This is a genomic window from Nostoc sp. UHCC 0252, from assembly GCF_034931145.1.
Taxonomy (GTDB): Bacteria; Cyanobacteriota; Cyanobacteriia; order Cyanobacteriales; family Nostocaceae; genus Nostoc.
In genome coordinates this window covers 103,142-124,628 of sequence record NZ_JAYGHE010000007.1, presented here as the reverse complement: position 1 = coordinate 124,628, position 21,487 = coordinate 103,142, and the positions used below count along the sequence as shown (strand labels likewise).

The following is a 21,487-nucleotide window of genomic DNA, read 5'->3' as shown; positions in this document are numbered from 1 at the left end:
ATGGCGGTAGTCTTTTATCTAAAAGAACTCAAACTCTGCCTTTTCGGGATACTGTTTGAGGTAGTTTTAGGCTATATTACTGCCGAGATTTGTTTATCTTTTTCTTAATTATACTTTATAAAACTACAACTACTTCTCTATCTTTTCGATGATTTTATCTTTTCTTAACTTTGTTTTATATAAATATAAGTTTTTAACTGTATATGCAAATTGAGCAGAACATGAGAATTCAGTAACCATGTTTGCTACAGCTACATATAATAGTAGTAAGTAGATCGGTCTAAATTCAACAGAAAACTCACAGCACAAAGGTTAACGACTTCTGTAGAAAGTCGAGATTATTCATATTATATTTATTTATACTCATTTTATTAAGTATAAATTCATATATCTTATGTGTAGCAAATAACTATTAAAGTAAATTAAATTTTGTTAAATAATGTATATCAAGAAGCTTTTTGAATAATAAAAACTACAGCATTAAATACAACTTTGGTAATTGGTAGTGGTTTTGCCACAATTACCAATTACCAACTTTTAATTATCATCTGGTGCTATTTAGATTTGGCCTCCAAGTTTTCTAAACGGCTTCTCAATTCCTGGTTTTGTTGTTTGAGTTGGTCGAAATCTTCACGCAATTGACGCAGAGTTTTTTCGGAACCGATGTTTTTTTGCACCTTGGAAATTTCTTCTTCAGCATAGCGACGGACACGCCCATCGGCTGTTTGTTCAGCTAGCGATCGTAAAATTCCGACTGCTTTGGGTGTTTCCATTTGTCCTAATGCTGCTGCTACCGCCACTTGGGTTAAAAAGAAGGTTTCTTTAGCTAGTTCTGTTAATTTTTCTAAAATCCGTTCCAAATTAACCGGACTTTGACCTACAGAAATCTTTCCTAAAGCGCGAATTGTGGCTAAACGTAGAGGTTGTGGTACACCGATTTTGGTGTATTCGAGTAGTAGATTTAAAGCTGCTTCCGAGGTTTTGAATTCAGCTAAACCAGCGATCGCCCCACTCCGCACTACTTCATTCCAACCCGCCTTTTCTTCTAAAATGCCTTTGAGTTGCTTTAATACCTTATCTTCCTTGGGTTTTTCTTCCAAGTTTGCAGATGCGATCGCCCCAATCACACGAGAGGCTGTTGCCTCCACGTAATAGCTGGGATCGCCCTTTTGCAACAACCCTCTCACAACTTTATAGCTTTCAGCAGTTTTGATTTGAGCAAGTGCTTCCACTACAGATCGTCGCACGTAAGCATTTTTGTCTTTTAATCCCAGAACTAAGCCATCAAAAGCTTGGTCTAAATTAATTTTGGCTAGTTGTTTCGCTGCTTCCACCCGCACACCCCATAATGGGTCATTTTTGAGCGTCGCAGATAGTGCTTTTGTCGCTTCTAACCCGCCTTTTTTCGCTAAAGCTTCTGCTGCATAAATACGCGAAATCGGGTCGGGGTCAGATTCTAACTGTGCTTTTAACTCTGCTGTTGGATACTCTAAAGCTACTGTTTTCAGGTAATTGTTCTCAACATCAAAGCTGATAAATTGAGGCTTATTTTCTAGGGGAAAGTAGAAACTTTGTTCTCGTTCATGTACTCGGACTGTGAAAGTTTTCAGTTTCGGAGATTCTTCTGGTTGGGTATAGCCAAAACCAATAGGTATTTTTAAATCAAACAAATCCTTATTGCCATTTTTACCTTCAGCAGCTTGGGTTTGCGTTACCGTAATTTTTGCCAACTTAGCATCCCCATCCCAAGAGTAAGCTACCTTAAAATCGGGATGGCCACCACGATAAACGTATTGGTCAAAGAGGAACAAAAGATTACGTCCGGTAGCCTTTTCAATCGCCCTGAGTAAATCTATTGTTTCTACAGTTTTGTGGGCATTATCTTGGACAAATGTTTGAATAGCCTGCCAAAATAATTCATCTCCCAATTGAGACCGAATCATGTGATAGACACAAGACCCTTTTTCGTAGATATGGCGATCGTAAAGTTCGATGGCTTCGCGGTAAATATGTGTTACCATCGGACGGCGGTAGCGGCTGCTATCTTCGCTAATGTAACGACGAGCTTCTAATAAACGATAGTAAGCCGTTTCTTCTAGACTATATTCCTGTTCTGTCCACATCACCTCAGAATAGGAAGCCATGCCTTCCTTAATCCAAGCATGAGACCAATGCTTAATCACCACCAAATCACCAAACCACTGGTGCGCGAGTTCGTGGACGACTAAACTTTCGGTGTTGCGGTTATCTAAAGCGGCGCGTTCATCAAGCAAACATCTATCTGTTAACAAGGTTGTGGACGTGTTTTCCATCCCGCCAAAGATGAAGTCATCGACACAAACCTGGGCATATTTCGGGAAAGGATATGGATAACCATACTTTTGGCTCAAAAATTCGATCATCCGGGGAGTTTTGCCCATGCTGCGTTTAGCATCTTCCTCCCGTCCCTTTTCTACGTAATAGGTGACTGGTTTACCCTTCCACTCATCCTGAATTTCGGCAAAGTCACCTACTGCCAAAGTCATCAAATAGGTAGGATGAACTTGTTGCTGTAACCAATGGTAGATTTTGTCATTACCATCTTCTCTGGTGTCAATCAGTTCGCCGTTAGAAATGGCCACCAAAGGGTTGGGAACACGAACGCGAATTTCTGAAGTAGATAGTTGTCCTGGATAGTCAAAGCAGGGGAACCAAAAGCGAGAGTCTTCGTCTTCTCCTTGAGTCCAAACTTGAGTAGGCTTCTTTGGATAGTGCTTGTCTGGTTGGATAAAATAAATACCGCGTTGTGGTTTTGTTACCGAATAGGCGATCGCAATCAGCAAGCGTTTCCCAATCTGAGTTGCCTCAGAAAGTTGGATAGAAAGCTGTTCCCCGTCGTAGTCAAAGGTTTGTGGCACATCGTCCACCTGCACAGACTCGATATTCAGGTTGACAGCATCCAAAGTCAAACGGTCAATGCCATTACGGATTGGCAAGAGGCGAATGCTACAACTACCCTGATAACTTTGCTTAGGGATATCTAAGCTGAGATCGAGAAAAATATGCTCCACTTGTCCGGGGCGATCGGGGTTGTAGTGTGGTCTTGCTCCCGGTAACTCAAAAGGTTTGTGTCCGTTATTATCTGTATCAAAATAAGACTTCGACATTGATCCTTACTGACCTTGTAATCCTGAAAAGTCTGGCTTGGCTGAATGTAATTAAGCAAAATAGCGGTGTCTGTATTTCCCAAATCAATCGGGCAGTATGGGGGTTAAGATTCCCATTGGGGATTGGAGGATTGAAATTAATCTCACCCAAATTTCCGAAGATCGGCAGCCGATCCTTGGAGTTTTTTCCATATCCCTCCCGCATTTACTTTTACTGATGTTTTGCACTTTTTTGTCATCGAGTCAAGTGTCTCTTACACCTCGATAGATTCTCATTAAGTACAAATACTCCTAATTGTTCTTATAACTTAGGATAGCTTGTTGCCGTTGAGCAGGCTATTTTCTTTGAGATGAACAGCATATCATTTGCGGATTCGCTTCTCATTCCCTAGAAGTGTTTTTTAGGGTAATGATTTGAGATTTGTAACTGATAGGACTACTAATTTTATCAGTAAATACCGATCGATGAGCGGAAAATATTAATAAATCCGAAAACTCAACAATGACACTTGTATAAATCTCGGTGACAATCTGAGCAAATGAGGATAACAAAATGCCCGAAAGTAAATCAAAGTTTTTAATTCCTGCTGTTGGTGCTGCTCTAGTTGTAGGAGGAAGTATAGCGGGTTATATGTATTTTAAAGGCCCATCAGGAGGTAGCTCAGACGCTCTCGGCAGTGCTAAATTAGTACCTTCAACAGCATTGATGGCAACTTATATTACTACTGACTCTCAAGCTTGGGCAAAGTTAGAGCAATTTGGTACTCCAGAAGCACAAAAGTTAGTGGCAAAAGGTCTGGAAGATTTCAATAAGCAAATGTTCAGTGAAGGTAACGTTTCTTATGAAAAAGACATAAAGCCTTGGGTTGGTGGTGTGATGATTGCTGTACTACCACCGAATCCTGTGAAACCGGCACAGTTAAAAGTGCCCTCTGGCGCACCTAATGTACCAACAAATTTACAGCAGGAATCAAATATCCTGATAGTAGTGGGAATCAAAGATAAAATCAGTGCCTTGAATTTTGCTAACAAATTGAAGTCACAAAAAGGGGTGAAATTCCAGGAATCTGACTATCAAGGTCAAAAAATTATTGAAACTACAGAAAATGGTAAGCCAACATATAGCGTAGTATTAAATAATAATCACTTGATATTAGCCCCCGAAAAGCAAGCTGTAGAAAAAGCAATTGACACCTTTAAAGGACAGGCTTCTTTTGCGAGTAAAGAAGGCGCAAGCAGCATTCTCAGTAAAGGAGTGGATGTTAAAAATAGCCTTGCTCAAATTTATGTACCAGACTATGCAGGTACGGTACAGCAATTAGCAGCCGGAAGTCAGCAGGCAAAGCAGTTACCTCCACAAGCCTTGACACAACTGAAACAGATAAAATCTGTGGTGGCGGGTGTTGGTGTTGATGATGCGGGAGTGCGGGTAAAAGCGATCGCTAATTTAGATCCACAGTTAAATAAATTTCAGTATCAATCAAGTCCGGGAAATATAGTTGGGCAATTTCCTGCGGATACCTTTGCTCTGATTACCGGAAATGGCATCAGTCGTGGCTGGGAAACCTTAGTAGAACAGTCAAAAGATTATCCAGAAATGAAACAAGTTTTGGAACAAGCGCGAGGACAACTAAAATTTGTCAATATTGACCTAGATAAGGATGTTTTTGGTTGGATGAATGGAGAATTTGCCTTGGGTGCAGTTCCATCGAATCAAGGAGTGTTAGCCAGCGTTGGTTTTGGAGGTGCTTTAGTATTTGACACAAGCGATCGCAAAACAGCCGAAGCCACTTTCACGAAATTAGATACCCTCGCCAAAACCCAACAAATCAACATTGCCAATAGAAATGTTGGTGGTAAAGACGTAACTGAATGGCAAATCCCCAACCAGGGAGCTTTATTGGCGCATGGTTGGCTAGATCAAGACACTGTATTTGTGGCTCTTGGTGGCCCAGTTGCAGATGCGATGAGCGATCGCAAAAATCAATCTCTCGGTAATAGCGACGCTTTCAAAGCCGTCACCGGTTCATTGCAAAAACCCAACGGCGGTTATTTCTACCTGGATATGGATAAAACTAAAACTGTACCCCTGGTCAATAGTTTAATCTCATCCGATCCTAATACCATCACAATCCTCAATTCCATTCGTGGTCTTGGTTTTACCGCTAATAGCCCCGATAAATCTACCAGTGAATTAGAGATGTTGTTAGCTCTCAAGCCGAAGACTGCAAAATAGGGAATTGGGAATTGGGAATTGGAAATTGGGAATTGGGAATTGGGAATTGGGAATTGGGAATTGGGGAAAGACTTGTTTCAAGTTCTCACCCCTTGTCCCCCTGCCCCCTGCCCCCTGCCTCTTCCCCATTCCCCACTGAATTAATGTCAAGATTACATGACATTCTTCTTCACACGTTATATAATTCAATTCATTTCTAGACTGCCGTCCAGCAAGTGTGTCATAAGTAAAAAAGCTGTAAACGCAAATTAATTTATGACTGCTGCTGTAAAAACTACTCCTGGTTTTGCTTCCCGCTTGGTAAATGGCGTACTGGCAATCAAGCCTTTAGCCAACCTAGCAAAACATCAAGCCCGTCAAATGATGATTAAACGTGCCGAGAGAATTGGTGTACCTTGGACGCAAGAAGTTAAAACACTACAGGCACGTGACTGGAAGGCTGATCTAACTCAAATAGAAAATCCTCAGCTTTCCTACCCCGATTACTACGTCACTTCATTCCATGCCTACGAAACCGGAAATCTCAGTTGGCAAGCCGCTTTTGAAGTAGAACCTGCTGCTTACGCTGTCCACGCTAAGGTTGTGGAAGGCGCTGAAGAGGCGCAAGGCGATCCCATGCTGCGCCAAAGTTACCACAATATTCTAAAAAGCCAAATTCCTAAAGAGCCGCAAGATATCTTAGATGTAGGGTGTAGCGTTGGCTTGAGTACTTTTGCCCTACAAGCAGTTTATTCTCAAGCTAAAATTATTGGCTTAGACTTATCTCCCTACTTCTTAGCTGTTGCCAATTACCGCGCTGGGCAACGTCAAGCGAAAGTTAACTGGCTTCATGCCCAAGCTGAATCTACTGGGCTACCAGATGCCTCATTTGATTTAGTCTCAATTTTCCTGATGTGCCACGAATTACCCCAGTCAGCAACCCGACAGATTTTAGCTGAAATGCGGCGCGTGCTGCGTCCGGGCGGCTACTTGGCAATCATGGATATGAATCCCAAGTCTGAAGTTTACCAGAAAATGCCAGCCTATATTTTGACGTTGCTCAAAAGCACTGAACCGTATTTAGATGAATATTTTGCTTTGGATATTGAGCAAGCTTTTGTTGAGGCAGGTTTCCAAACTCCCACTATTACCAACAATACCCACCGTCACCGCACAGTAATTGCTCAGGTGAGTGGTTGATTTTTCTCTACTGCTGTGGTCAGCAATACCACCCTTGCTACTGCTAGGCTACTACTATTATCGAGTACCATTTGCCCCACCTCTGCCAAAGTTACTGATGTTCTTTGGCATCGGGGCAATATCTGGTCTTGTAGCGCTCAGACTCGAATCAAATTTTGAAACTGTAGCCAATTTGGTTGTAGATTGGGGACGGATCAAGCGATCGCTTCCTGGTGCAATCTTGCGGCAGCTAGTGGAAGTAGGTTCAATTGAAGAAGGTTGCAAGTTAGCAGGGGTTGTTGTGCCAACCTACTATTTGCAACGCAGGTATCGATTACTTCCCTCAACTGTTTTCCTCTTCACCATCGCTGTTGCCCTTGGATTCACTGCCGAAGAGAACTGGATTTATCTTTTTCACGATACAGGATCAATTCTTGGCCGTACTATCAGTACGCCAGTCCACGCCATGTTCTCTGCACCTTGGGGATATGCCTTAGCAGTGTATATTTCGTCTAAGAATTACTTACATCAACACAGGAAGTTCATTTTTTGGGCTTGGCTGAATTCTGTAATCTGTCATGCCCTAATTAATATTTTATCTATTGCTTGCGGTTACTCACGAGCGCTATGTTTCCTTAGTTATGGTTTATTTCCGTTTCTATTGTGGATGTTTTGGCGACTAGAACAATTACTGCGAAAAGTGCAAGGTAAACCTGTAATTACCCTGATTTCAGAACGTACACCCCAGCGACGTTACTGGCAACGGGGTTTAGTGCTTTTTGCCCTCGTACTGGGTGGAAATGCTATTTTTGGGCTGTTTCTCTTAGCCAATAAAATTAGTCCTTTGAGTCCGTCAAAGCTTTTTGACAGTTATATTTTGTGGTTTATATTTAGTCGCTTTTTGCTAAATCTCTTTTTTGGAGTTTTAGCTTGGGGCATTTATCGCTATTTGCGACATTCCGCCCGCCGTCGGTATTTTTAAAATATGATTTAAGAAAATGCTAGGGGGTTTCTATGCAAACAACTCCAGTGCGTTGGACGACTGCTGACCTAGAACTATTTGCTAGCGATCGCAGAAATCGCTATGAGATTATTGATGGAGAACTATTTGTGACTAAATCACCTCACTGGGATCATCAATCGAGTTGTGTTAATATTGGTACATTTCTCAAGATTTGGTCAGATGAAACTGGTTTAGGTAAAGCTGCGATCGCACCTGGAATTATTTTCTCAGATTCTGACAATGTGATCCCTGATGTGGTATGGGCAAGTCATGAACGCTTAAAAAACTTACTAGATGAAGCTGGACACCTCACGGGCGCACCGGAGTTAGTTGTAGAGGTTTTATCCCCCGGTGAAAAAAACCAGAAACGTGACAAAGAAACAAAGCTAAAGCTGTATTCAGTCCAAGGTGTTCAAGAGTATTGGATTTGCGATTCTATACAGAAGAAAGTTGAGGTTTATCGCCGTGAACAGGCTGCATTAAAGTTAGCAGCTACTTTATTTAGTCAAGATGAATTGACAAGTCCTTTGCTACCTGGTTTCAACTGCTTAGTCAGCAAACTGTTCTAGCCTTGGATTCTTTCCACTCATCTTTTTTACTCTGTGTCCTGTGTGACTCTGCGGTTAAATAAATTACTTTTAAACCGCAAAGACACAGACAGAATCAAATAAGTTTTACAAGTTTAATAATTACGAATTACGTTCGCGTAGCGTGCCGGAGGCTCTATTACGAATTACGAATTATTAAAAATGTCCTATGCCTAAATTTACAATTAGCTAAACTCGTGCTAATACTGGCTGATTCACGTCTGCATTGACTGAATCTGATTCTGACTCCGTGCAGTAAATTTCGCAGGAATTATTGGGACTTTCAATCAGTTTCACTTTGTGAAGTTTAGCTCCCAATTCTTGAATAGGCGATCGCAATAAATTACTAATGTAAAGTGCAATATTCTCAGCAGTGGGCACAATTTCGGCAAAGTAAGGAATGTCTTTGTTTAAAAAGGTGTGATCGAATGGTTCGACCACATAATCTTCTACCACTTGATTCAAACCACCCAAATCGACAATCATGCCGGTGCGTGGGTCAATTTCCCCTTTAACGGTGACTTCTAAATGATAGTTGTGTCCGTGACCGTGGGGACGAGCGCACTTACCATAAATCTCAGTATTTTCTTCGTTACTAAGATTAGGATGAGCTAGCCGATGAGCGGCGCTAAAGTGAGTACTGATAGTGAGGTATGCTTCCATTGCGTTTCCCATATAATCTGCCCAAAGTTCAGGATGTTCAAATAACTGCACACGGACTAAAGGCAAGTGCGGTGCTAGTCGTTGCCAGATAATTCGTGCAATATTCTCTGTGGTGGGCAGAGTTTGTTGAAATTCTGCCCACACATCATTGAGATAAGAGAAATCCAATTGACTGGTAACTTCCCGTTTGATTACGTGTTTGACATCAGACAAGTTCAGCACCATACCATATTTATCTAATTCCCCAGCAAGGGAGATAAATAAGACATAGTTATGTCCGTGTCCAGGAAATCTCGAACCAGCACCAAATTTTTCAATATTCTCGGCTTCACTCAGTTCTGACAACCAATAGCGATGACTTGCTGAAAACTGGGCGCGGCGATTAACAATACATTGCATGAGTACACTATGAGCAGAATTTAAAATTTCTTAATCTTTTTCTGTTTCCAGCATAAACTAATTCCTAACCTCTGTGTCGTTGCTCTTTAGTCATCAAGCAAAATTGACCCAATGCCCAATGCCCAATAACTACATAACAGACGCTTGCGCTTCACAGTGTAATCTCGTAGCTATGCGGAATAATTCTTGACCTGTGTGTAAATATCGCTCATCGTAGCTCAAAGGAAAATAAGCAAATTCATCAAGTCCATCTGATACTTGATTGAGGCTGTAATAGAGGTTAGCCGCAGTCCCCGCTAAACTAGAGGGATTTGGCAGAGATCGAAAAATAATTTGTGCCTGTTTGAGGTCATCTCGACAGGCTTGTAAGTATTCCTGAAATTCATCTAACAATTCATCATCAAAAGGATCGGCAGCTAATTGCTCTATTTGCTCCTCTAGAGAATAGAGAATACTAGAAAGTAGATGATTGACTGGTTGATAAACTCGACGCAGCCATTCTTCAACTTGCTCGTCAGCCTCCCGTCCGGTTTTTCGTTTTGTCTGGTAATGTTTTTGCGCTGATGCTGTACGCTGTTGGCGATCGCTATTTAATTTTTGAGAATCATCTTGCAGTTGTTGGTCATAATTGCGGCGATTATGGTTGTCACCTAAGACCTCATAAGCTGCATTGATGCGAATAATCTGATCGTGATCGGCTGTATCCTGATGACTGTCAGGATGAAACAACTTAACCAAGCGGCGATAAGCTTGCTTAATCTCCGCTTGGCTTGCATTTGGACTAATTTTGAGAGTTTCGTAATGGTTAGAAACGTGCTTAGAATTGACCATTAATTCAATGTATCGTTAGCTGATGCTAGCGGCTAACCTTGTCTCCAGGTCTTGGAACAACGGTGTACTCAAATACCTCTCACCAAAACTGGGCTGAATCATCACAATTAAACGCCCTTTGTTTTCTTCACGTTGAGCAACGCGAATTGCTGCACATAAAGCGGCCCCACTGGAAATGCCAGATAGTAGCCCTTCTTCTTTTGCCAAGCGCCGACTATAAGCGATCGCTTCTTCGTCGGTGACGGTAATCACTTCATCTATCAATTTTAGCTTGAGAACTTGGGGAATAAACCCAGCGCCAATTCCTTGAATCTTGTGTGGCCCTGGCTGTCCTCCAGATAAAACTGGGCTATTGGCTGGTTCAACAGCGATCGCTTTAGAACTAGGTTTGCGTGATTTAATTACTTCTGCTACACCAGTGATCGTACCACCGGTGCCCACCCCAGCTACGATTATATCTACTTGTCCATCGGTATCTTCCCAGATTTCAAGGGCTGTAGTTTCCCGATGCACTTTTGCATTGGCTGGATTGCGGAACTGCTGCAACATATAGGTATTTGGGGTAGTATTAACTATTTGTTGCGCTCGCCTAATTGCCCCACTCATGCCTTCCATACCTGGCGTTAGTTCCAGTTCTGCTCCATACGCCCGCAACATTGCCCGACGCTCCCCACTCATTGTCTCTGGCATTGTCAAAATTAATCGATAACCCTTAGCTGCTGCTATCATTGCCAAGGCAATTCCTGTGTTTCCAGAAGTGGGTTCTACCAATATTGTTTTCCCAGGAGTAATCAGCCCCTCCTCTTCGGCGGCGTTAATCATACTCACCCCAATCCGGTCTTTGACTGATGCCGATGGGTTCATACTTTCCAGCTTTACCACAATTTCAGCAACACATCCTTCTGTTTGAGGAATGCGGTTCAACTGAACTAAGGGTGTACGACCAACCAGTTCTGTAATGTTACGAGCAATTCGCATAATTATAGTCCTCAGTTACTTACTCAAGAGTCATTTGTAATCCCTATCACAGATTATCGATGAAGTTAAAATAGTAAAACTACCGTACCACAAAGGTTTGAGCGATAGCATTCGTGCAACAACTCCGTAGGAGTATCGCGTTGCAAAAAAATGGATAAGGTGCAGCTAAGGTTCAAATAACAAATGATTCTTGACTAAATGTAGTACATATCAAACTGGGTATCCATTACTGCTACTAAAAACAAAAACCCCGCCTGATGGCGGGGAGAAATAGAGTTCAAAATGGTCAGTGAATATTCAATACTCTAGAAGGTGAAAGTTGTTCTGAGTGTACCGATAATTGCATCGTCGTTAGCGCTGTTCTGACCAGGAGATGTTAACCAAATTACGCCAGGGGTAACAGAGATGTTATCCGATACGCGGTACTTGTAGAAGCCTTCAAAGTGATAAGGTACATCATTACTACCAGGAGCAAAACCTGCCCGGTTAAAGGAATAGGGCTGTGCGCCAGCAAAAATCCCTAAAACATTACCCTGTTTACCAAAGTCAGCTAAAGCTACCCCGGCACCGTATGACCAAGCTTCATAATCATCAGCAATACCAGAGCCTGTGACATCATGATAAGAGACGAAGCCACTAACTGACAGCTTGTCGCTGGGTCTAAAGGCGGCCGACACTCCGTAGGAGTTGCTGGAACCTGAATTTAGTAAAGCGTTAGATTGTTGAGTACCTACTGCAACATTTCCCGCAAAAGTGTTGTTTACGTTTGATCCAACACCCGAGTCGAATAAATTACCACCTGCGCCATTATAGGCATGGACGTAGGTAGCAGCTAAAGCCAAGCGATTGCCAACACTAAAGTTCAACTGTCCAAGAGCTGCATAGTCGCCATTGGTCAGACCTTGACCAACACCAGGGTTATTAGCATCCGATGCCAAGTAACCTGCGGTGATTGAACTATTTCCTAAAATACCGCCGCCTTGACCAAGAGGTAGATTGAGCGCTATACCTGCACCGCCACCAATCCGATAGATGGGACTTTCAGAAGCAAAGGTAGATAAAGCACCGTTACCGCCGTCAGTGTTGTCGAAAAAGTAAGGATTGTTGACGGCTGCATAATGGCTGTGTCGTCCGCCACTAGCCGCTAAGTACACATTGGCTGGGCCTACGGGAGCTTCGTATGTCAAACGATCTATGCTGACACTGTTGTTACCAGTACCACCACCGACTTGAAATGTTTGTGTGCCTTCAGCACTTGTGATACCAACACCACCGTTATCTATTAGTGAAAATGCTTGTGCATTACCGGCTGCCAGACGGGTGTGCAAAACGTCTCTACCAGTGAAGCTGGTTTGTAAGTCTAAACGGACTCTGTTTTGGAAGACAGTATTGTTAGCGTCGCCAGTGTTATCGCCAAAGACATCAGTGACGGCAAAAATCGCTTCACCGACCAGTTTTGTCGTAGTAGAGAACTGGTTAGCTTCCAATTCAGCAGTCCGCGCTTCTAGGGAATCTACACGACCGCGTAGAGTTGCCAATTCTGCGGAAAATTCTTCTTGTAAACGCTGTAGAGTAGCTAAATCTTGTTTTGTCACCAAGTCAGCTGTTGCTGTAGCAATCAACTCGTTAACGCGATCCAAACAGGCGTTCAAACCAGCAGCGAATTCATAACGAGTCAAAGCCCGATTACCGCGATAAGTTGCATTGGGATAACCTGCAATACAACCATAACGCTCAACCAACGACTGCAATGCTTGGAATGCCCAGTCAGTGGGTTGTACATCGGAAAACTGAGAAACTGAGGTTACTTGAGACTGAGAATTATTTTGGTTGCCTTCGTTGCTGTAGCGATTAACTTGATCTATGGTTGTTTGAGCCAATATTTCTGGCTGTTGAACAACTTCAGTTAAACCTGCTTTTTCGGCTGGCGCTACTTCTGTGGTTTTGTTTGGAGCCGCAATTGCTGTTGTTGAAACTAGCAATGTTGCTCCCAAAACTGCTGGGCTAACCACTAAGGATTTCCATAATAGATTAGACATCTTTTCTTTACTCCTCACACCTTATTTAGATAATTGGTTTCTTTCCACCTAATTTTCGAAAATGCGACATCTCATTGAAACCTATGGACGAAGCATAATTGCTACTACTACAATTCTAGTTTTTGCAAGGCTAATAAACGATTAATTTGGGGTTAAAAACTAATGTGATTAACTTATGCAAAAACATATCTTTATATCATAACATTATAAAACATCTGATCTAGATGGCAAGATTGGAGCGATCGGCTTAATAACTGTCACACATGTTTATCTAAATATCTAAGCAGGAGGTACGGTTTAAAGCATTTGCTCCCTAGTTGGGAAAGCCTTAGGTACTTAGAAAAGTGTAGCAAAAGTTACTTTTTGCCTAAGCTTAGTAGAAATTGCACACTAATTAAGATACATTTGCTCGGCTATACAAATGTAGCGAAGCCCTCTTGCAGGGTCTTCGCTTGGTATTGTTGGAGTAGAAACAAAATCAGTAGTCAAGGTTTTTAAAACACGCGCCCTCCAAAGAAAAACCTTTAACATTACTCTCAATCAATTTCCGGGCTAGTTTTCCCTTATGAGTAAAGATAGGGTGGTTTTTTTTTGTCGCGGTTGCTTCCAGTCGTCTGGTGCTTACTAGAATAAATCACTTATTTAATTTGGGAAATCGCCTGCGCTACATCAAAGTCTGCCTGGGTTAGTCCGCCTGCATCATGTGTTGTGAGTGTAATCTTCACTTTGTTGTAGGAAATTTCTATGTCGGGATGATGTCCTGCTGACTCAGCAGGCTTTACAAGCTTATTAACAAACTCAATTGCTTGGATAAAGTCCTTGAATGTACGGGTAATATGCAACTTGGTGTCTTCGACAGTCCAACCTGATAGAAGCTTTGCCTGTTCTTGAATTCCCGTTTCAGTAAGTAGTTGTGCCATGTCAAAAAATTCCTACTTAGTTTAGTTACATTTTGCATTTAACAAAAACAAACCCTTCTTATTTTCCATTTATTAAAGTATGAAGAGACAGACTGATGCATAATGCGTGTGTATTTAGAGCAAACCTGGTAAGCAGTAGTGACTCTACCTCACATCTAGTCATACTCCAAGGTTTTGATGCAAAATATTTTTATTTTTAAGAAACCTTAAACGGATTGGCTTTGTCTGCCTCAAGTATCGCTATCTACTATCTAAGTTTTAAAAAGTTACCTATAAAAAACTATCCGCTCTGATTTAGATTAGATAATCTAAGTCAAAGCGGTCTAGCGGGTCTTCAGGTTGCAACCAGACTGCCGGAAGGAACTCCGAGCTTGCCTAGCTAATTGAGCTAACTTAGTATCTCAAAGATAACTAAGGCTAACTTTTAGAGAACAGCCCCGGCACGCAGCCGGCTAACTGCAACCTGATGACCCATGCATTTACTACTTTCTATCATGGGCATCACCTCCTTGTTGCCTAAGCGGTCTTAGTCTCAAAAGGGCAGAGTATTTACTCTGGGTTTATAACCTTCATCTAACATAACATATAAATTTAAAGATATTAACTATATATAAAAAAATCTCCCGCCTTTTGGTGGGAGATGACTGGAGAATGGGTAATATTGACGCTTTGTTAGCTTATGCCAAAGAGATTATCTAATTTGGCTGATGTCAATTTTGTGCAACCACAACTCCGATTCAAGCCATAATCGACTTTGAATCTTAGAGAGCGTTACCGCGAGGTAGAACTTCCTCAGGGAATACAAATTGTTCGTGTGGTTGATCTTGAGGAGCCATCCAAGCGCGGATACCCTCATTCAGCAAAATGTTTTTGGTATAGAAGGTTTCAAACTCAGGGTCTTCCGCCGCCCGTAATTCTTGGGAGACGAAATCATAAGCCCGCAGGTTGAGTGCTAAACCGACGATGCCGACGGCGCTCATCCATAAACCTGTGACTGGCACGAACAACATGAAGAAGTGCAACCAGCGTTTGTTTGAGAAAGCAATCCCGAAAATCTGTGACCAGAAACGGTTTGCTGTCACCATTGAATAGGTTTCTTCAGACTGGGTTGGATTGAAGGCGCGGAAGGTGTTAGCTCCATCTCCGTCTTCAAACAAGGTATTTTCGACTGTGGCTCCGTGAATAGCGCACAATAATGCACCACCCAATACACCAGCAACACCCATCATGTGGAAGGGGTTGAGTGTCCAGTTGTGGAAGCCTTGCAAGAATAGCAGGAACCGGAAAATAGCCGCTACGCCAAAGCTGGGTGCAAAGAACCAGCTTGATTGTCCCAAGGGGTACATCAGAAATACGCTGACGAATACTGCAATGGGAGCGGAGAAGGCGAGGGCGTTATAAGGACGGATACCTACTAGACGCGCAATTTCAAATTGACGCAACATGAAGCCAATCAAACCGAAGGCTCCGTGTAGGGCAACAAATGGCCACAATCCACCCAATTGGAACCAACGGGTGAGGTTGCCTTGGGCTTCTGGCCCCCACAACAGCAATAGGGAGTGTCCCATGCTGTCGGCGGGGGTGGATACTGCCACTGTTAGGAAGTTAGCGCCTTCTAGGTAGGAAGAGGCTAACCCGTGGGTGTACCAAGAGGTGACGAAGGTGGTACCGGTCAGCCAACCGCCTAGTGCTAGGAAGGCGCAGGGAAATAGTAGTATCCCTGACCAACCTACGAATACGAAGCGATCGCGCTTGAGCCAGTCGTCTAGAACGTCAAACCACCCTCTACTGGGCGCACGTCCAACTGCGATGGTCATTAGAGCAAATCTCCAAATGTTTATAAGTACAGGTTGTATCTGTATTATAGATGGCTAAATAAAAGCCTTCCATAAGCAGAAAGTTAACCGGGTTATTAACCTAGTTTACAAATTTTTACACACCTTTAATCATATTAGGTGTAAATCGCTAATTTTTCTAGGGGTTTTGTAATAAAAATTTATTTTTGATCGAGATCAGGTGGGGAAGAAGCAAGGGAGCAGGGAACAAGATAGAAGAGTTTTCCCCCGTGCCGCCCGCCCCCCGCCCCTCTGCCTCTTTCCCATTTCCCTAGAATCAGTCAGCTGACGCTAAAATGAGTCCACAGTTAAATTTGATTATTGCTAAATGTTTACCATCGATTTAAGCATCAGAAACACTGCTTTCCCTATCTCGGTACAACGTAAGTCAGCAGAGGATGCTGAGGCTGTCTATCAGCTAATTTTGGCAGCCATTCGTTCTGGAAATCCTGACATTGTGGAACTTAAGTGCGAGGGCAAGACAGAGAAAAAAATTGCTGTCCGCGCTAGTGAAATTTCTGGGGTGCAGATTGTTCAGAAAGATGGTACAACCCCTGGTGGCGGCAGACCACCTGGCTTTTTCGCTGTAGCTGCTGAGTAACCAAGGTTGACAAATGGCTCAAGTGGGCATTGAGGTCAAAGATTTAAATTTCAGTTGGCCTAATGGAGAGAAGGTTATCAAATCTTGCTCTTTAGAAGTACCCAAGGGTGAGTTTTGGATGCTTTTGGGTACAAATGGCAGTGGGAAATCTACTTTACTGAGACTGCTGGCGGGGTTATTGGCTCCTGAATCTGGCGAGATTCGGGTTTTGCACCCCGTTGGTTTTGTCTTCCAAAATCCGGATCATCAACTGGTGATGCCAACGGTTGGTGCTGATGTGGCTTTTGGATTGGTGGAAGAAAAGTTGCCACCTGCTGCTACTAGAGCAAGGGTTGAGGAGGCGTTAGGGGCGGTGAATTTGCTTACCCTGCAACGACGGCCTATCTATGCACTCTCTGGGGGACAGAAACAACGAGTGGCGATCGCAGGTGCGATCGCTCGTCGCTGTGAGGTCTTATTATTAGATGAACCCACTGCCTTACTAGATCCAGATAGCCAGTTGGATTTAGTTGCTAGTGTCCGTCGCCTTGTCAAAAGCAGAGGGATAACAGCCTTGTGGGTAACACATCGATTAGACGAGTTAAATTACTGTGACGGCGCTTTTTTGCTAGAAAAAGGCTCTCTGGTAGATAGAGGTGAAGCTCAACGCCTCAAACAACGTCTGATGGAGGTACACAGTGAAGCCTCTTAATTGAGTGCTGAGTGCTGAGTAATGAGTGCTGAGTAATGAGTGAATAAGTACAATCAATTGTACTTAGCACTCCTGAATACTACTAAAAAAGAACTGTAACGCGCCTTTATTTAAAAGGCGCGTTTTAAGTTGGTGTGTCTATCTGAGGTCTGAGTTTTGTGAGGCTGCCGTATTTTTTATTCTGTGTAGCATAGTGTTACAGACTATGCATCAATTATTATAAAACTTATGAATGAATTTTGTTAACTCTAGAAAATTGTGATTAAAAACCATGCCCCGTTCCTTACTCCAAGCCGTTTTGTTGGTGGACGGCTACAATATCATAGGTGCTTGGCCTTGCCTTAAAAAAACGCGTGATAGCGTTGGATTAGAGGCTGCACGGGGCGAACTTGTAGAAGCTATGACTGGTTATAGTGCGTTTCAAGGTTATTCAACTCAGATCGTTTTTGATGCCCAATATCAGAATTCTTCTAGCAATAAAGAAATAATTACTGAGCTTTTATCAGTTTATTACACTGATTTTGGGCAAACAGCAGATACCTATATTGAAAAATCCTGTGCTTCTTTTCGTCATCAAATAGCCCAATCTCTGATTTCTCGTGTGATTGTTGCTACATCAGATCGGGCACAGCAGTTGATGATACAGGGGTATGGAGCTGAATGGTTGTCGGCACAACAACTCTGTGGAGAAGTAGAAGCTACCGTTTGCCGGATGCGACAAAAGTATAATACGCGCAAACAATCTAAGAGTAGGTTTTTAGCTAATGCCATTGATGCTAAGGCGCGGCAACGTCTGGCTGAATTACGAATGGGATTACAGTAGATATCTAATATTTACAGAGTCTCTGCTTAAGTTCCTGAATCGATTTTGGCTGCAAAAATTCTCTAAATTAAGTTTCTAAAAAAATATTGGCGAAAGTACTTGCCAAATAGAGTTTTTAGCCGTAAGATTATAAATTGTGAGTGGTCCTCAGTAGCTCAGTGGTAGAGCGATCGACTGTTAATCGATTGGTCGCTGGTTCGAATCCGGCCTGGGGAGTTTAAAAATTTTGGAAGCATAGATTATCGAAGGATAATCTATGCTTTCTTATTGGTAAGAGCTTAATAGAATTGCACTTTTGTCAAGAGGGCGCAGGAAAAAGGGCGGCATCCAGCCTTGAAGCTGGCTTTCACAGCGCTTGATAAAATGAAGGATTGCGAATTTTGGCGTTAGTAACTAGCGCTTCTGCTTTTGGAAGGGACGTTAAGACCAAAGTCGTCAGCACGTAAAAAATCTATGACGATTGAGGCAGTCTCCGTTGAATTGGGAAGCCTACACTATACCGTAATGTTCAGTATAGGTAGTTTACTTAATATTCAATAATATGAACACTGAAATAAACCCTAGAATACCTGTTGCTTTAACTATTGCTGGCTCAGATAGTGGTGGCGGTGCAGGAATTCAAGCTGATTTACGTACCTTTGCCTTTCATTGTGTCCACGGTACTAGCGCTATAACCTGCGTCACGGCACAAAATACTCTAGGAGTGAAAAGAGTCGATGCTATGGCAACAGAGGCTGTCGTGGCGCAAATTCAGGCAGTTGTTGAGGATATTGGCGTACAAGCTGCCAAAACCGGTATGTTGCTCAATCAGGAAATTATTTTTGCTGTTGCCCAGCAGGTAGAAGCTTTACAAATTGAGAATCTAGTGGTTGATCCAGTAATGGTGTCACGTACAGGGGCACAATTGATAGATGATGATGCTGTGAAGACTTTATGCCATGCCCTAATTCCCAAGGCAGTTATCATTACGCCAAATCGCTACGAAGCTCAGATTTTAAGCGGTTTACAAATTAATTCCTTGGAGGATATGCAAGCTGCTGCTGAAATTATTCACAAGACTTTACGGACTAAAGCTGTTTTAGTCAAGGGCGGTGGTATGCAGGGAAATTTGCGTGGCGTTGATATCTGCTTTGATGGAGACAAGTTGGAAGTTTTGACTATAAAACAAGTAGAGACAAAAAATACTCACGGTACTGGTTGTACACTATCGGCTGCGATCGCTGCTAATCTGGCCAAGGGAAATGACTTGTGGACAGCAGTGCAACAGGCAAAGGAGTATGTGACTACTGCACTTACTTACGCCCTAGATATTGGCAAAGGGCAAGGCCCTGTAGGACACTTTTTCCCAATTCTGGGGACTAGGAACTTGGGGCTGGGGACTGGGGACTAGGAAGATTACCCAATTCCCAATTCCCAATTCCCAATTCCCAATTCCCAATTCCCAATTCCCAATTCCCAATCCCTCATAACAAATCTTTGCCCTTTCGGAATTTTTCTATTATTCTTGGGCATAGTTTCAGGGCTGACTATCTCTGTTAGCATCTCTGTACGACCTACTTACCTTGATTTTTAATACCAAGCCCCAATGCGAACAACCATAGGTTCTGTTCACAGGAATTCGCCGACACCGACTACTCAAGCCTACCCTCCCTCTGTACCACTATCTGTGTATAGGGAATTGTCAACAGAGTTGCAAGCAGCACAGGCGAGGCTAAATGCACTCACTACCCAGAATCAGCAACTAGCACAAGAAAACCAACTATTACGCCAAGAAATTGTCAAAGTTGTTGAGTCTTTTTCTCATTTGCAAAATTTTGCGGATTCCCATGCTACACCTAATTATCACCAAACTGCTCAAGCTTCTAGCGGCGTGAAAAGCGCTGCCAACCAGCCAGCAACTCAAGTACCTCCACGTCAGCAGGTTGCTCATCCGCATCCACCTGTTGCCCCCAAAGCCCCACCCGCAAAAAGCCACCGCCAAAACTTTTCTTCACCTGCAATGGAAATGAATTTCCCGATACAACAACCAGTTTTTATAGAAGAGCAACAAGTAAGTTATTATTCCACTACTGAGCCAGATGCCAAAGGAATCAATGGCTGGTGGTTAATTATCACTATCTTGTTAATCATGCTTACTGCCTTTAGCGCTGGATATTTCGTTGTGCGTCCCTTGTTTGAACATCAGAAGCGTTAGTTTGACACTCCCACAGTCGGCAGCAGCAGGGTATTGGGCTACCAAGTATATTTCTATGCAAACACTATCTAAATATCTAAAGATATCTGCTACATAGTGGAATTTATCTGTTTTTAGGTTATAAAAACTACATAAAATCCTAGCTTGCCAGCAAATTTTTTATATTAGAATTCAAAGATTATCTAATGAATAAATCCTTGCTGGTTCTCATGTCTCAACATCAGGCAAAGAATCTACACCTTAAAAAAGTGGTAATTATTACATATCTTTTAGGAAAAGCACTGGTAGTTACAGCTTCAGACAAAGGATCTGGTTAGATATATAAACGAAGCTAGTAGAAGTCAGGAGTCAAGAAGATGAAAAAAGTAGAAGCTATTATCCGTCCATTTAAATTAGATGAGGTAAAAATTGCTTTGGTTAACGCTGGTATTGTCGGTATGACCGTTTCTGAGGTTCGAGGGTTCGGACGGCAGAAAGGACAAACTGAACGGTATCGAGGTTCTGAGTACACTGTCGAGTTTCTGCAAAAACTCAAAGTGGAAATCGTTGTTGACGATAATCAAGTTGATATGGTGGTAGACAAAATTATTGCTGCTGCTCGCACTGGTGAAATTGGCGATGGTAAAATTTTCATCTCGCCTGTTGAGCAAGTGATTCGGATTCGTACCGGCGAAAAGAACACAGAAGCGGTTTAAAAAAGTTATGAGTTAAGAGTTATGAGTTGTGAGTCAGGACTAAATGAATGAAGATTTAACAGAATTCATAAATCCTAACAGACGCGATTGATCGCGTCTCTACTCCTAGCTCTTAACTCTCTCTAGTTGCGGAAGTAAAGCTTTAAAAGCCTTGCCTCGATGACTTATTGACCCCTTTAATTCCCGTGTCATCTCAGCAAAGGTCAATTGCAATTCTTGGACATAAAAAATTGGGTCGTACCCGAAACCACCATTACCACGAGGTGCGTGAAGAATTTCACCAGGACAGATACCTTCAGATTGTAATGCGATCGCACCATCAGGACGAGCGATCGCTACTACACAAACAAACTGCGCTTGCCGATTGGCTTCGTTGCCTAATTCTTTCAATAGCCTAGCAATGCGTTCTGAGTCAGTTTTGGCGTAACGTGCAGAATATACCCCTGGTGCGCCATTGAGAGCATCTACCTGCAAGCCCGAATCATCCGCAATTGCCCAGTTTCCTGTAGCTTTAGCAATTTGTGATGCTTTCAAACAAGCGTTAGCGGCAAAAGTTTCGCCCGTCTCTTCAATTTCCAATTCTTCCGGTTTGAGGGTTAATTCCCAACCAGAATTTTCCAAGTAAGCTTGCATTTCCCGCAACTTACCTGGATTTCCTGTAGCTACTACAAGTAATTTAGTCATTTGT

Annotated in this window: 18 protein-coding genes and 1 tRNA gene; 11 read left to right on the top strand and 8 right to left on the bottom strand. The window is 42.6% G+C overall.

Annotation, left to right across the window (positions count from 1 at the left end; all coding sequences use genetic code 11):
• Positions 1–554 precede the first annotated feature (554 nt).
• Positions 555–3,146 carry a M1 family metallopeptidase gene (locus VB732_RS07015; protein ID WP_323230105.1) on the bottom strand — a complete coding sequence of 864 codons (2,592 nt, stop codon included), beginning with the start codon at positions 3,144–3,146 and terminating at the stop codon, positions 555–557.
• A 553-nt stretch (positions 3,147–3,699) separates the two neighbouring features.
• Here VB732_RS07015 and VB732_RS07010 point away from each other — a divergent pair.
• From VB732_RS07010 to VB732_RS06995, 4 genes are all read left to right on the top strand, one after another.
• Positions 3,700–5,382, top strand: a complete 1,683-nt coding sequence (locus VB732_RS07010; protein WP_323230104.1) for a DUF3352 domain-containing protein — start codon at positions 3,700–3,702, stop codon at positions 5,380–5,382.
• 255 nt (positions 5,383–5,637) lie between these two features.
• Positions 5,638–6,561: a class I SAM-dependent methyltransferase gene (locus tag VB732_RS07005; RefSeq protein ID WP_323230103.1), complete on the top strand. Its 924-nt coding sequence runs from the start codon at positions 5,638–5,640 to the stop codon at positions 6,559–6,561.
• The gene (locus tag VB732_RS07000) at positions 6,554–7,522 is read left to right on the top strand and encodes a PrsW family intramembrane metalloprotease (protein WP_323230102.1); all 969 of its coding nucleotides are present in this window, start codon (positions 6,554–6,556) and stop codon (positions 7,520–7,522) included. The genes VB732_RS07005 and VB732_RS07000 overlap by 8 nt, the downstream gene beginning before the upstream one ends.
• Before the next feature lie 32 nt (positions 7,523–7,554).
• Positions 7,555–8,112: a Uma2 family endonuclease gene (locus tag VB732_RS06995; protein WP_323230101.1), complete on the top strand. Its 558-nt coding sequence runs from the start codon at positions 7,555–7,557 to the stop codon at positions 8,110–8,112.
• A gap of 207 nt (positions 8,113–8,319) precedes the next feature.
• Here the strand turns inward: VB732_RS06995 and VB732_RS06990 are convergent, their stop codons facing one another.
• From VB732_RS06990 to psbD, 6 genes are all read right to left on the bottom strand, one after another.
• On the bottom strand, positions 8,320–9,192 hold the full coding sequence (locus VB732_RS06990) for a 6-carboxytetrahydropterin synthase (RefSeq protein ID WP_323230100.1): 873 nt from the start codon (positions 9,190–9,192) through the stop codon (positions 8,320–8,322).
• A gap of 129 nt (positions 9,193–9,321) precedes the next feature.
• Positions 9,322–10,023, bottom strand: coding sequence for a J domain-containing protein (locus VB732_RS06985; protein WP_323230099.1), 702 nt, complete (start codon positions 10,021–10,023; stop codon positions 9,322–9,324).
• A gap of 15 nt (positions 10,024–10,038) precedes the next feature.
• Entirely contained in the window at positions 10,039–11,001 is a 963-nt protein-coding gene (cysK, locus tag VB732_RS06980) for a cysteine synthase A (protein ID WP_323230098.1), read from the bottom strand.
• 305 nt (positions 11,002–11,306) lie between these two features.
• Complete coding sequence (locus VB732_RS06975) at positions 11,307–13,040, bottom strand: iron uptake porin (RefSeq protein ID WP_323230097.1); 1,734 nt, start codon at positions 13,038–13,040, stop codon at positions 11,307–11,309.
• 638 nt (positions 13,041–13,678) lie between these two features.
• Entirely contained in the window at positions 13,679–13,960 is a 282-nt protein-coding gene (locus VB732_RS06970; RefSeq protein WP_323230096.1) for a 4a-hydroxytetrahydrobiopterin dehydratase, read from the bottom strand.
• A 761-nt stretch (positions 13,961–14,721) separates the two neighbouring features.
• Positions 14,722–15,777 carry a photosystem II D2 protein (photosystem q(a) protein) gene (gene psbD, locus VB732_RS06965; protein ID WP_179066789.1) on the bottom strand — a complete coding sequence of 352 codons (1,056 nt, stop codon included), beginning with the start codon at positions 15,775–15,777 and terminating at the stop codon, positions 14,722–14,724.
• Between the two features lie 346 nt (positions 15,778–16,123).
• Here psbD and VB732_RS06960 point away from each other — a divergent pair, with 346 nt between their 5' ends.
• The 7 genes from VB732_RS06960 to VB732_RS06930 all read left to right on the top strand — a co-directional run bounded on the left by VB732_RS06960 (position 16,124) and on the right by VB732_RS06930 (position 20,799).
• On the top strand, positions 16,124–16,396 hold the full coding sequence (locus VB732_RS06960) for a hypothetical protein (RefSeq protein ID WP_012410874.1): 273 nt from the start codon (positions 16,124–16,126) through the stop codon (positions 16,394–16,396).
• 13 nt (positions 16,397–16,409) lie between these two features.
• On the top strand, positions 16,410–17,087 hold the full coding sequence (locus VB732_RS06955) for an ABC transporter ATP-binding protein (RefSeq protein WP_174713081.1): 678 nt from the start codon (positions 16,410–16,412) through the stop codon (positions 17,085–17,087).
• 271 nt (positions 17,088–17,358) lie between these two features.
• The gene (locus VB732_RS06950) at positions 17,359–17,910 is read left to right on the top strand and encodes an NYN domain-containing protein (RefSeq protein ID WP_323230095.1); all 552 of its coding nucleotides are present in this window, start codon (positions 17,359–17,361) and stop codon (positions 17,908–17,910) included.
• A gap of 144 nt (positions 17,911–18,054) precedes the next feature.
• A tRNA-Asn gene (locus VB732_RS06945) sits at positions 18,055–18,126 on the top strand.
• A 325-nt stretch (positions 18,127–18,451) separates the two neighbouring features.
• On the top strand, positions 18,452–19,300 hold the full coding sequence (thiD, locus tag VB732_RS06940) for a bifunctional hydroxymethylpyrimidine kinase/phosphomethylpyrimidine kinase (protein ID WP_323230094.1): 849 nt from the start codon (positions 18,452–18,454) through the stop codon (positions 19,298–19,300).
• Positions 19,301–19,495: 195 nt separating this feature from the next.
• The gene (locus tag VB732_RS06935) at positions 19,496–20,104 is read left to right on the top strand and encodes a hypothetical protein (protein ID WP_323230093.1); all 609 of its coding nucleotides are present in this window, start codon (positions 19,496–19,498) and stop codon (positions 20,102–20,104) included.
• A gap of 356 nt (positions 20,105–20,460) precedes the next feature.
• Positions 20,461–20,799, top strand: coding sequence for a P-II family nitrogen regulator (locus VB732_RS06930; protein WP_012410794.1), 339 nt, complete (start codon positions 20,461–20,463; stop codon positions 20,797–20,799).
• Positions 20,800–20,904: 105 nt separating this feature from the next.
• Here VB732_RS06930 and rdgB read toward each other — a convergent pair whose 3' ends face one another.
• Positions 20,905–21,483 (bottom strand): RdgB/HAM1 family non-canonical purine NTP pyrophosphatase, encoded by a 579-nt coding sequence (rdgB, locus tag VB732_RS06925; RefSeq protein WP_323230092.1) that lies wholly within the window; start codon positions 21,481–21,483, stop codon positions 20,905–20,907.
• Positions 21,484–21,487: the final 4 nt, after the last annotated feature.